The organism is Streptomyces sp. NPDC044061, from assembly GCF_056434305.1.
Genome location: NZ_JBWKFL010000048.1, coordinates 1 through 12,343, shown reverse-complemented (window position 1 = coordinate 12,343; position 12,343 = coordinate 1). Strand labels below are relative to the sequence as shown.

9 protein-coding genes and 1 pseudogene are annotated in these 12,343 nt (G+C 72.4%); 7 read left to right on the top strand and 3 right to left on the bottom strand.

The annotated features are described in order from the left end of the window. Positions 1-136: 136 nt before the first annotated feature. Positions 137-847 (bottom strand): MerR family transcriptional regulator, encoded by a 711-nt coding sequence (locus AC07CM_RS42225; protein ID WP_478881852.1) that lies wholly within the window; start codon positions 845-847, stop codon positions 137-139. A gap of 233 nt (positions 848-1,080) precedes the next feature. On the opposite strand from AC07CM_RS42225, the gene AC07CM_RS42220 reads away from it, so the two are divergent. From AC07CM_RS42220 to AC07CM_RS42210, 3 genes are read left to right on the top strand one after another with little or no spacing between them, the layout of a single operon-like run. Further along, positions 1,081-2,550, top strand: coding sequence for an amino acid permease (locus AC07CM_RS42220; protein WP_478881851.1), 1,470 nt, complete (start codon positions 1,081-1,083; stop codon positions 2,548-2,550). A gap of 42 nt (positions 2,551-2,592) precedes the next feature. Beyond that, positions 2,593-3,081: a macro domain-containing protein gene (locus AC07CM_RS42215; RefSeq protein ID WP_478881850.1), complete on the top strand. Its 489-nt coding sequence runs from the start codon at positions 2,593-2,595 to the stop codon at positions 3,079-3,081. Beyond that, positions 3,078-3,995 (top strand): PfkB family carbohydrate kinase, encoded by a 918-nt coding sequence (locus tag AC07CM_RS42210; RefSeq protein WP_478881849.1) that lies wholly within the window; start codon positions 3,078-3,080, stop codon positions 3,993-3,995. The genes AC07CM_RS42215 and AC07CM_RS42210 overlap by 4 nt, the downstream gene beginning before the upstream one ends. A gap of 12 nt (positions 3,996-4,007) precedes the next feature. Here AC07CM_RS42210 and AC07CM_RS42205 read toward each other — a convergent pair whose 3' ends face one another. Further along, entirely contained in the window at positions 4,008-5,501 is a 1,494-nt protein-coding gene (locus AC07CM_RS42205) for a M1 family metallopeptidase (RefSeq protein WP_478881848.1), read from the bottom strand. A 172-nt stretch (positions 5,502-5,673) separates the two neighbouring features. On the opposite strand from AC07CM_RS42205, the gene AC07CM_RS42200 reads away from it, so the two are divergent. Next, positions 5,674-7,635 carry a Xaa-Pro dipeptidyl-peptidase gene (locus AC07CM_RS42200; RefSeq protein ID WP_478881847.1) on the top strand — a complete coding sequence of 654 codons (1,962 nt, stop codon included), beginning with the start codon at positions 5,674-5,676 and terminating at the stop codon, positions 7,633-7,635. A gap of 4 nt (positions 7,636-7,639) precedes the next feature. Here the strand turns inward: AC07CM_RS42200 and AC07CM_RS42195 are convergent, their stop codons facing one another. Next, entirely contained in the window at positions 7,640-8,554 is a 915-nt protein-coding gene (locus tag AC07CM_RS42195) for an FAD-dependent oxidoreductase (protein ID WP_478881892.1), read from the bottom strand. 90 nt (positions 8,555-8,644) lie between these two features. On the opposite strand from AC07CM_RS42195, the gene AC07CM_RS42190 reads away from it, so the two are divergent. The 3 genes and pseudogenes from AC07CM_RS42190 to AC07CM_RS42180 all read left to right on the top strand — a co-directional run. Beyond that, positions 8,645-9,673, top strand: a complete 1,029-nt coding sequence (locus tag AC07CM_RS42190; protein WP_478881846.1) for an oxidoreductase — start codon at positions 8,645-8,647, stop codon at positions 9,671-9,673. A gap of 99 nt (positions 9,674-9,772) precedes the next feature. Then, the gene (locus AC07CM_RS42185) at positions 9,773-11,413 is read left to right on the top strand and encodes an ABC-F family ATP-binding cassette domain-containing protein (protein ID WP_478881845.1); all 1,641 of its coding nucleotides are present in this window, start codon (positions 9,773-9,775) and stop codon (positions 11,411-11,413) included. Positions 11,414-11,586: 173 nt separating this feature from the next. Then, positions 11,587-12,343, top strand: a pseudogene (locus tag AC07CM_RS42180) (hypothetical protein); the annotation flags it as partial.

The following is a 12,343-nucleotide window of genomic DNA, read 5'->3' as shown; positions in this document are numbered from 1 at the left end:
CGTACCCCACCCCCCCCCCCCCCCCCCCCCCCCCCCCCCCCCCCCCCCCTCCCCCCCCCCCCCCCCCCCCCCCCCCCCCCCCCCCCCCCCCCACCGGGGTGTGCCTCGGCGAGGCCGCTGCGGCGGAAGGGCGCGATCACCGGTGAGAGGGCCGCGACTCCTTGAGCCAGTCGCGGACTTCCTCCTTCAGGGACCGCTGGAAAGCCGTCAGCAGGGCCTGCACCACCAGAGGTTGCATATGGGCGGACAGCGACCGTACGTCCTTCGTTTCCCGTTCCGACACCTCGCTCCGCAGTAGCCCCGCCAGCTCGTGGGCTGCCGCGCGCGAGTGCTCCAGCAGCACCTTGCGGGCGGCCAGGATGGCCTCCTGGGACAGCGGTACGTCGAGCAGCTCGACGCCGAGGCGCAGGAGACCCAGGTCGACGCGGTAGGCGTCCCCGGCTCCCTCAACGACGTTCATCGCTGCGAGCCGGTCCAGGTCCCCGTCGTCCAGTGGCCGACCGGCCCGCCGCTGGAGTTCGTCGCGCGACAGCGTCTCGGTGTGGTCCGGGGCCCAGGAGGAGACCACCGCGCGATGCACGGCGAGGTCGTGCGGGGTGAGGTCCGGCGGCAGCTGGGCCAGGTACCGCTCGATCGCCGCGAGCGTCATGCCCTGCTGCTGCAGCTCCTCGATGAGGGCGAGCCGTGCCACGTGCCCGGGCCCGTAGCGTCCCACGCGGCGCGGACCTATCTCCGGCGGCGGGAGGAGGCCCTTGCTGCCGTAGAAGCGGACGGTGCGGACCGTGACGCCGGCCCGGGCGGCCAGCTCGTCGATGGTGAGGGTGGGCTCCTCGGCATCGGTCGTCATGTACAGCAGTATCGCTGTCTCACCGATGGTGTGACACCTCAGGTGAACATTGCGTGGACCCTGAGTGGATCATGTGAGAAGTAACGCTCTGTGACATGGGCCATCGCATACCCGGAGATCGCTCTGGGAAGCTGCTGCCTTGGTCTGTGCCGCGACACACCGGGTGGTGCGGGCCGAACTGTACGGACACCCGGGCCCACGAGGTCCGGGCGCACCAGAGAGTGGAACCACCCGTGAGCAAGAAAGCCGTGCACACAACCGCACAGGCCGATTCCCGCACTGCGGCGGCCGCGACCCCGGCCGACGCGGGCGACGCCGGCTACAGCAAGGACCTCAAGGCCCGCCACGTCAACATGATCGCCATCGGCGGAGCCATCGGCACCGGGCTCTTCCTGGGCGCCGGCGGCCGCCTGCACAACGCGGGCCCGGCGCTCGCCCTGGCTTACCTGGTCTGCGGCGTCTTCGCCTTCTTCGTCGTCCGGGCCCTGGGCGAGCTGGTGCTGTACCGCCCCTCCTCGGGCTCCTTCGTGTCGTACGCGCGCGAGTTCCTCGGCGAGAAGGGCGCGTACGTAGCCGGCTGGATGTACTTCCTGAACTGGTCGACCACCGGCATCGCCGACATCACCGCGATCGCGCTCTACACGCACTACTGGAGCATGTTCACGTCCATCCCGCAGTGGGTGCTGGCGCTGATCGCGCTCGCGGTCGTGCTGGCCGTGAACCTGATCTCGGTGAAGATCTTCGGCGAGATGGAGTTCTGGTTCGCGATCATCAAGGTCGCCACCCTGGTGAGCTTCATGTTCGTCGGCATCTTCCTGCTCGCCACCCAGCACGAGGTGGGCGGCGGGAAGCCGGGCCTGAGCGTCGTCACCGACCACGGCGGTGTCTTCCCGCACGGCATGATGCCCGTCGTCCTCGTCATGCAGGGCGTGATCTTCGCGTACGCCGCCCTCGAGCTGGTCGGCGTCGCCGCGGGCGAGACCGCCGAGCCGGAGAAGGTCGTCCCGCGCGCGGTGAACTCGATCATGTGGCGCGTGGGCCTGTTCTACGTCGGCTCCGTCGTCCTGCTCGCCCTGCTGCTGCCCGGCTCGATGTACTCCGCCGACCAGAGCCCGTTCGTCACGGTCCTGTCGAAGGTCGGCGTACCGGCGGCCGGCGACGTGATGAACCTGGTCGTGCTGACCGCCGCGATGTCCTCGCTCAACTCCGGCCTGTACTCCACCGGCCGCATCCTGCGCTCCATGGCCATGGCGGGCTCCGCCCCGAAGTTCACCGCCCGCATGAACCGCAGCCAGGTCCCCTACGGCGGCATCCTGCTGACCTGCGCCGTCTGCGTGCTCGGCGTCGGTCTGAACTACCTGGTGCCCAGCCAGGCCTTCGAGATCGTGCTGAACGTCGCCTCCCTCGGCATCATCAGCACCTGGGTGATCATCATGGTCTGCCACCTGGTCTTCGTCCGCCGCGCCCGCGCGGGCCTGGTGACCCGGCCGCACTTCCAGCTGAAGTTCAGCCCGGTCACCGAGATCGCCACGATCGCCTTCCTGCTGGTCTGTCTCGGCATGATGTGGAACGACGCCGAGGTCGGCCGCAAGACCCTGCTGCTCATCCCGGTGATCGCCGTCCTGCTCGGCGGCGGCTGGTTCGGGGTGCGCCGCCGGGTCTCCCGCGAAACCGACGAGGAGCTCTCGCAGCTGGCGAAGTAACAGCTCAGGGCCACTGTCAGTGGCATCGCCTACGGTGGCGTCATGTCGGAGATCACGTACGTCCGAGGTGACGCCACCGTTCCCTCGGTCAAGGGCGCCAAGGTGATCGCCCACGTCTGCAACGACATCGGCGGCTGGGGCAAGGGCTTCGTCCTGGCGCTCTCCCGGCGCTGGGCGGAGCCGGAGGCCGCGTACCGGGCCTGGCACCGGGGCCGCGCGAAGAACGACTTCGGGCTGGGCGCCGTCCAGCTCGTGAAGGTCGATGCGCACCTGTGGGTGGCGAACATGGTCGGCCAGCGCGGCATCCGCACGGGCAGCAAGGGCGTCCCCGTGCGCTACGAGGCGATCGACACCGCCCTCGGCCGCCTCGCCGACGAGGTGACCGAACTCGGCGCGTCCGTGCACATGCCCCGCATAGGCTGTGGCCTGGCGGGCGGCAAGTGGTCCCGCATCGAGCCGCTCATCACCGAACGGCTGGTGAAACGAGGGATCACGGTGACGGTGTACGACCACGGGGAGGGTGGGGGATGACCGCACGGGCGGACGGGATCGATGTCCTGGTGCTGGGCGGAGCCGGAGTGGACACGATCGTGTACGTCCCCGAGCTGCCGTTGCCGTACGCCGACAGCTACATGATCGACTCGGGCATCCGCACCCGCGCGGGGCAGACCGGCGACTTCGTCGCGGTGGGCCTCGCAGCGCTCGGCCTGCGCACCCACCACCTCGACCTGCTCGGCGACGACCCCGAGGGGGACCTCGTCCGCGCCCTGCACGAGGAGCGGGGCATCGGCCTGACCGCTCTCCCGCAACCGGCCGGGACCAAGCGCGCGGTCAACCTCGTGGGCCCGGACGGCCGGCGGCTGTCCCTGTACGACACCAGCCGTGCCCACCCCGGCGACCGCTTCCCGGAGGGGATGCTGCGCATGCTGGCCGGCGCCGGCCGGCACGTGCACGTGACCATCACCCAGCCCTGTGCCGACGCCCTGCCCGTGCTGATGGAGACGGGCGTACCCCTCTCCACCGATCTCCACGACTGGGACGGCGAGAACCCCTACCACGAGCCGTTCGCCCTCGCGGCGGACGTCGTCTTCCTCTCCGCGGCCGCACTTGCCGACCCCGAGCGGACCGTGCGGCGCATCGCCGAGCGCGGCCGGGCCGAGGTCGTCGTCGCCACCGCAGGCGCCGATGGCGCGTATCTGCTGGCCGACGGCGAGCTGACCCGGATACCGGTGGCGGCCCCGCCCGCGCCGGTGGTCGACTCCAACGGCGCGGGCGACGCCTTCGCCGCCGCGTTCCTCTACGGCCGCCTCACCGGCGAGCCGCCCGCGCGGTGCGCCCGCTACGGCGCCGTCGCCGGGGCGTACGCCTGCACCGTCCCGGCCACCCGCGCGGAGGCGATAGGCCGGGACGAACTGCTCAAGCGGGCGGCCGAGCCGAGCGAGTGAGGCGCCCGGGCGTCAGCGCCCGTGCACGTCGTTCGTCGCCTCGATCCTCTTCCACGACCTCGGCTGAGCGACCCCCGTGCCCGCCTTCGCCAGGGACGCCGCGCCGGCCGCGGGCGCCGCCGGCTTCGACGGCTGGAACAGCCAGGTGTCGAACAGCGCGGCCAGCGGCTTGCCTGACACCTCCTCGGCGTACCTCTGGAAGTCGGCCACCGACGCGTTGCCGTACGCGTGGTCCTTCGGCCAGCCCTTCAGGATGGCGAAGAACGCGTCGTCACCGACCTCGTTGCGCAGCGCCTGGATGGCGAGCGCGCCCCGGTCGTAGACGGCGATGTCGAACTGGGCGTCCGGACCCGGGTCGCCGGGCCGGACCGTCCAGAACGCGTCGTCGGCCGGGTGGGAGCCGTACACGTAGTCGGCGAGTTCCTGGGTGGTGCCCTCGCCCTCGTGCTCGGACCACAGCCACTGCGCGTAGCGCGCGAAGCCCTCGTTGATCCAGATGTCCTTCCAGCCCTTCAACGACACGTCGTCGCCGTACCACTGGTGGGCCAGCTCGTGCACGACCACCGAGGTGTTGGCGCCGCTCGCGAACTGCTTCGGGCTGTAGTAGACCCGGGTCTGGGTCTCCAGCGCGTAGCCGGTGGTGGTGTTCGGCACGTATCCGCCGGCCGAGGCGAACGGATACGGCCCGAAATAGCCGCTCAGCCAGTCCACGATCTCCCCGGTGCGCTCGACGCTCGCCCGCGCGGCGCCGTCGTTGTCACCGAGGTCCTTGCTGTAGGCGTTGACGACGGGCACGCCGCCGTCGGAGGTGCCGGTGGTTATGTCGAACCGGCCGAGGGCCAGGGTGGTCAGATAGGTCGCCTGCGGCTTGTTCTGCCGCCAGTTGTAGCGGGTCCAGCCCAGCTTCGAACTGGTCGACTGCAGTGTGCCGTTGGAGATGGCCTGGGTGCCGTCCGGGACCGCCACCGACACGTCGTAGGTGGCCTTGTCGCTCGGATGGTCGTTGCTCGGGAACCACCACCAGGCGGCCTCGGGCTCGTCGGCGGCGACCGCGCCGTCCGGAGTGCGGTGCCAGGTGGTGAAGCCGTAGGCGCTCTTCGTCGACGGCACCCCGCTGTAGCGGACGACGACGGTGATCGGTGTGCCCTTGGCCAGCGGCGTCTTCGGGGTGACGACCAGTTCGTGCTGGCCGGAGGTCGTGAAAGACGCCTTGGCGCCGTTGACCCGCACCTCGCTCACGTCCAGCAGGAAGTCCAGATCGAAGCTGGACAGGTCCTGCGTGGTCCTCGCCAGGACGGTCGCGGTGCCCTGCAGTTCGTCCGTCCTCGGCTGGTACTGCAGCCTCAGGTCGTAGTGCGAGACGTCGTAGCCGCCGTTGCCGTAGTACGGGTAGTAGGGGTCGCCGATGCCCGGCGCGCCGGGGGAGTGGCTCGCGGCCGATGCCGGGATCGCCAGCAGGAGGGAGGCCGCCGCGAGTGCTCCCGGCGCGATGATTCTGCGGTGCACGTCAGCTCCAAGTCGTCGGGACAGGAAGTCTGTTCGGAGCCTATTCAGTCGCTGTGGTCCCCGGCCTGTCCATGGCCCCCGGTGTCACACGATCGCCATTCAGCCGTCACAGCCCCGCGAGGCGCCGTAGAGCCCTCTTCTGCACGGGAGTTGACCGGGGTACCGTCCGCGCATGCCGAAACGCACGCTGAAACGCACGCGCTTCACGACCTGGAGAGCGCTCGCGGCCGCGGCCGTCACAGCCCTGTTGGCCGCCGTCCTCACCCCCGCCGCCGCACAGGCCGCGCCCCGCGAGAGCCGGCCCGTCTACTCGTACGCACACGCCATCCGTGAGGCGGTCTGGGTGGACACCGGCCTGGACGAGGACGGCGACGGGAAGCGGGACCGCGTCGCCGCCGACATCGTCCGGCCCTCCGAACCGGCCCGCCAGGGCCGCAAGGTGCCGGTCATCATGGACGCCAGCCCCTACTACTCCTGCTGCGGACGCGGCAACGAGAGCCAGCTCAAGACGTACGACGCCCACGGTCGCGTCGTACAGATGCCGCTGTTCTACGACAACTACTTCGTGCCCCGCGGCTACGCCTTCGTCGGCGTGGATCTGACCGGCACCAACCGCTCCGACGGCTGCGTCGACGTCGGCGGCCGCTCCGACATCCAGTCAGCGAAGACGGTCGTCGACTGGCTGAACGGCCGCGCCAGGGCCTACACGAGCCGCACCGGAGGGACACCGGTCAGGGCGACCTGGACCAACGGCAGAACCGGCATGATCGGCAAGAGCTGGGACGCCACGATCGCCAACGGGGTCGCGGCCACCGGCGTCAAGGGCCTGAAGACCATCGTCCCGATCAGCGGCATCTCCTCCTGGTACGACTACTACTTCGCCCAGGGCGCCCCGCTGTACGACGGCGGCCCCGACGAACTGGCCGGCTACGTCGAGAGCGACGCCGCGCACGCCCACTGCGCCGCCGTGCGCAAGAAACTCGCCGACGGCAGCCCGCGCACCGGCGACTGGACCCCGCTGTGGACCGAGCGGAACTACGTCAAGGACGCGGCCAAGGTGCGGGCCAGCGTGTTCCTCGTGCACGGCATGCAGGACCTCAACGTGCGCACCAAGCACTTCGGCCAGTGGTGGGACGCCCTCGCGAAGCACGGGGTCGAGCGCAAGATCTGGCTCTCCCAGACCGGGCACGTCGACCCCTTCGACTACCGGCGCGGCGCCTGGGTCGACACCCTGCACCGCTGGTTCGACCACGAACTCCTCGGCTACCACAACGGCATCGACCGTGAGCCGATGGCCGACATCGAACGCCACCCCGACCAGTGGGTCACCTCCAGGGCCTGGCCGCCGCACGGCACCCGGACCACCGCCCTGCGCCCGGCCCCCGGCACCCGGCCTGGTGTCGGCACGCTCGGCCTCGGCCCGGCCACCGGCACCGAGACGTTCACCGACGAGCCGAAGCAGAGCGAGACCGACTGGGCCGCCCACCTCACCACGCCCACACCGGAGAAGACCGGCTTCATCACCCCGCCGCTCACCCGCGACCTGCGCCTGTCCGGATCCGCCCAGGTGACCGTGACCGCCACCCCGACGACCTCCTCGGCCCACCTGACCGCCGTGCTGGTCGACCTCGGCCCGGACACCATCCGCGACTACGCCGACAGCGCCGAGGGCATCACCACGCTCGCCACCCGCACCTGCTGGGGCGAGAGCACGGCCGGGGACAGCGCCTGCTTCAAGGCGACCAGGGCCAAGACGGCCACGGTCGATCACACGGTGTTCAGCCGCGGCTGGGCCGACCTCGGCCACTACGCCTCCCTCGACCACGGCGTCCCGCTCACCCCAGGCAGGGCCTACACCATCACCGTGGACCTGGCGGCCACCGACCACGTCGTGCCCAAGGGCCACCGCCTGGCACTGATCGTGGCCGGCACGGACAAGGACCTCATCGACCCTCCGTCCACCAGGCCGACCCTCACCCTGGACCTGTCCCGTACGACGGCCCGGGTCCCGCTGCTCGGCGGCCCGGCGGCGTTCGCCCGGGCCACCTCCGGCAGCGCGTCGGCCGCGCCCGCCCCGCGGGTGGGGGACGGCGTCGGTGTGCCGGACCTCGCCGAACACGTGCCCGCGGGCTGACCGCTCAGGCGGCCGGGCGAGTCAGCCCGGCCGCCTCCCGGGCACAGCCCCAGGCCACCGTCACCCCGGCGCCGCCGTGCCCGTAGTTGTGCACCAGCACCCGCCCGTCCGGAAGGGACCGGCGTTCCAGCCGTACCGCGTCCCGGGCGGGCCTGAGCCCCACGCGGTGCGCCAGCACGCGCGCCCCCGCGATCTCCGGCCGGACCGCCGCGCACCGCGCGACGATCGCCGCGGCGGTCGCGGGGTCAGGCTCCAGCGACCAGGCGTCGTCCTCCGCCGTACCGCCCAGAACCAGCCCGTACGGCTGCGGGAAGAAGTAGGTCGAGGCGCCGGAGGCGTGGTCGACGGACGTGAACCACGTCGTGATCCCCGGGTTCTCCACCACGACCAGTTGCCCGCGCACCGGACGCACCGCCGGATCGGGCACCAGAGCGCGCGCCCCCAGCCCCGTGCAGTTGACCACCACAGCGGCGGGAACGGCGGCCAGGTCCGTGACCTCCCGCTCCTCCACCGAGCCTCCGGCCCTCGTGAAGCGTTCCCGCAGCCACGCCAGATGGACCGGCATGTCGATCAGCGGCAGCCGCGCGGCCAGCCCGTCGGCCACCGCCCGCAGCCCCGGCACCCGGCCCGCCCAGACGCCCAACTCGTCCAGCCGCGTCCCCCGGTGTACGCCCTCGACCAGGCGTACGCCGGTTTCCCCGGGGCGGGACGCCAACTCCCCGTACACCCTCAGGGACTCGAGCGCCCACGCACCGACCAGCGGCTCGGGCTCGATGCGGTACGGCCACCACAGTCCGCCGGCGACCGCCGAGGTCGTGCGCTCGGCGGGCTCCCGGGCCCACACCCGTACCCGGTGGCCCGACTCGGCCAGCACCACGGCCGTCGTCAGCCCGGCGACCCCGCCGCCCACCACGATCACTTCGTCACTCGACCCGCGCTCCACGCCAGGACGCTAACGGAATATGTCATGCCGCGCTCACATCCGTCCCGGTGTGGGGATACTCACAGCATGTCTGCCGCATACGCGACCTTCGGCCTGGCACCGGCGACACGCGCCGGCGGTGTCCTCGCCGACGGCGGCTACCAGGTCCACCGTGACTTCGTCGACTTCCTCGTGGACGGACGGCCGCTGCTGTTCCAGCTCTCCGATCTGGACGCCGTCTCCCCGCTCGCCTCCGACGTCCCGCCCGCCATCTTCACCGCGCAGGTGCGCGGCCTGCTGCTGGAGGCCGAACCGCCGCTCCCGGACGGCCGGTTCGTGATCTACGGCTGCCCCGAGTGCGCGGACCTGGCCTGCGGCGCGGTCACGGCCGTGATCGAGCGGGACGGCGACGACTACATCTGGCGCGACTTCGCCTGGCAGACCGACGACCGCGCCGACCTGGAACTCAACGGCTACCACGGCATAGGGCCGTTCCGCTTCCACGGCTCCGAGTACCGTGCCGCCCTCGCCGCGCTGATCGAGGACGCCGGCGGCCCGCCCGCGCCCCGCCGCAGGGTGCTGCTGATCGGCGCCCGCGTCGCCGTCCTCGCCAAACTCGCCGCCGCGTTGCGCACCATCGGCATAGGCGCCGACATCACCCAGGACGCCCGCGCCGTCCCCGCCGAGGAACTGCGCGGCTACGGCGCCGTCGCCTTCGGGCGCGCGGTCACGGAGGCCGAACGGGCCTCCGTGCGACAGGCGTTCGAGAGCGCGGAGGTCGAGGTCGCCTGTGTGAACGGCCTGGCCCCGATCGTGCCGCTGCTCGTCGCGCAGATCGAGAACGCCCTGGACCGCAGTCCGCTCCCGCAGCGCCGGCTGACCGCACTGGCCGCCGCCGACGGCGAGGCCGACATCGAGGTGACCTCGCCGTGCCGGGTCCGGGTCACCGCCTACCGCCTCGACCGGCTCTACCGCACCCACGCCCAGGAGGTCTTCGACGGCGTCCTCGAGCCCGGCCGGCACCGCATTCCGCTCGACCCCAGGGCGGTGAAGGGGGAGGCGTTCGTGGTGGCCCGGACGTCGGGGAGCGTGCTGGTGGAGCCGATGGGGAGGTGAGGCGGCCGGTCCGAGGGCGCGTGGTCCCGGCCGACACCCCCGGGACGCCGTGAACCCCGCTGAGCGCCGGGTGCCCGGGGCACTAGGATCGGCGCCCTGATGACTGCCACCCTCGTCGCCAAGAACCTCGCCGCCGGACACGGCGACCGCTCGCTCTTCTCCGGGCTCGACCTCGTCGTCGCGCCCGGCGACGTGATCGGGCTGGTCGGCGCCAACGGCGCGGGCAAGTCCACCCTGCTGCGCCTGCTCGCCGGACTGACCCGGCCCGAACAGGGCGAGCTGCGGCTGTCCCCGCCGACCGCGACCGTCGGCCATCTGCCGCAGGAGCCGGAGCGCAGGCCGGGCGAGACCGTCCGGGAGTTCCTGGCCCGCCGCACCGGTGTGGCCGAGGCACAGCGGGTGATGGACGAGGCCACGCAGGCGCTGGTCGACGGCGCGCCGGGCGCCGACGACGCCTACGCGACCAGCCTGGAGCGCTGGCTGAACCTGGGCGGCGCCGACCTGGAGGAGCGCGCCGAGGAGGTCGCCGACTCCCTCGGCCTGGCCGTGGACCTGGACCAGCCGATGACCTCCCTCTCGGGCGGCCAGGCGGCCCGCGCCGGCCTCGCTTCTCTCCTCCTCTCCCGGTACGACGTCTTCCTCCTGGACGAGCCCACCAACGACCTGGACCTGGACGGCCTGGAGCGCCTGGAGCGCTTCGTCACCGGGCTGCGCGCGGGCACGGTGGTCGTCAGCCACGACCGCGAGTTTCTGACCCGCACGGTCACCAAGGTGCTCGAACTCGACCTCGCACAGCGGCAGATCAACCTCTACGGCGGCGGCTACGCGGCCTACCTGGAGGAGCGGGAGGTCGCCCGCCGGCACGCCCGCGAGGACTACGAGGAGTACGCCGACAAGAAGGCCGCCCTCCAGGACCGCGCCCAGATGCAGCGGTCCTGGATGGACAAGGGCGTGAAGAACGCCCGGCGCAAGGCGGGCAACGACAACGACAAGATCGGCCGCAAGTTCCGCAGCGAGGCCAGCGAGAAGCAGGCCGCCAAGGCCCGGCAGACCCAGCGGATGATCGAACGCCTCGACGTGGTCGAGGAGCCGCGCAAGGAGTGGGACCTGCGCATGGACATCGCGGCCGCCCCGCGCTCCGGCGCGGTCGTCGCGACCCTCAGAGACGCCGAGGTCCGGCGCGGCGACTTCACCTTCGGCCCGGTGTCGCTGCAGATCGACTGGGCGGACCGGGTCGCGGTCACCGGGGCCAACGGCGCCGGCAAGTCGACCCTGCTCGGCGCACTGCTGGGCCGCGTCCCGCTGGCCTCCGGACATGCCGCCCTCGGCTCCGGCGTCCTGGTCGGCGAGGTCGACCAGGCCCGCGCGCTGTTCCACGGCACCGAGGCCCTGCTCGAGGCGTTCTGCGCGGCCGTCCCCGACACCGAGCCGGTGGAGGTGCGCACCCTGCTCGCCAAGTTCGGTCTGAAGTCCGACCATGTGCTGCGCCCGGCGGCGACCCTCTCCCCGGGCGAACGCACCCGAGCCGCCCTGGCACTGCTCCAGGGCCGGGGCGTGAACCTCCTCGTCCTGGACGAGCCGACGAACCACCTGGACCTGCCCGCCATCGAGCAGCTGGAGTCGGCCCTCGACGCCTACGAGGGCACCCTGCTGCTGGTCACCCACGACCGGCGCATGCTGGACGCGGTGCGGGTGACCCGCCGCCTGGAGGTGGCGGCGGGCAAGGTCACCGAACGCTGACCCGACCCCCTGACGAGAGTCTCCGCCCAGCTCCCGCCGTGAGCCGGGGCCGTCACCGCACGCCCGCAGGGCCGCCCCGCGGTGGGACGATGAAACGGGTGTCCGGGCCGGCCGGACGACGTCCCGGGGAGTGAGCGGATGGGCCGTCCTCGCGTCCCTGCCGGGGGCCGGAGGTGACCGGGCACCGCGACGCGATCCTGTCCTCCGACATCGTGGGGAAGGCGGACGGCGGGGCGGCGCCGACGATCGACGCGCCCCCGCCGTGCGATGTGCGCAGGGCGGCGGATCTGTCGCGGCTGCTGGTGTCCCTGGCCGTGCTCGGGCTGTCGGTGCTGGTGGCGGTCGTCACCCGGGAGTTCGCCCGCAAAGCGCAGCAGGGGCTGCTGTCCGCGGCGGCCGCGCTGTCGCCTGACCTGCGCGACGGCCTGGTCGGCACGGTTCAGGTCGTCGCCCTGGCGGCGCCGGTCGCGGGCCTGGTCGTACTCGTCGTGTGCCGGCGTGTCGACGCGCTGCTCAGGGTCCTGCCCGCGGCAGCGTTGGGCGCGGCGATCGCCTGGGCGCTCACCCATCTGGCGCTGGGCCGCGGCCGGCCGGATCTGTGGCCCGAGGTGCTGGCCGGCCGGAGCGGAGTGGTCCCGGCGGGCTGGCCGTCCTCGGCGTACCTGGCGGCGTGGGCCGCGGCCGTGATCGCCGCGGGACCCTGGCTCGCGCGGCCGTGGCGGCGGGCGCTGTGGTCCCTGACAGCCGCATGTGCCGTGGTGGGCGCCGTGGCCGCCGCCCTCGTGCCTCTGGAGGCGCTCGCTGCCCTGGGCGCGGGCGCCGGGGGGGGGTCCGCCGTCCCGCCTCCTGAGTGCTGCCCTCCAAAACGGACCACCATCCGCGACAGCCCCCCGGAGACCGTCGAATATTGGGTCCCCCTCTCCCCACCCC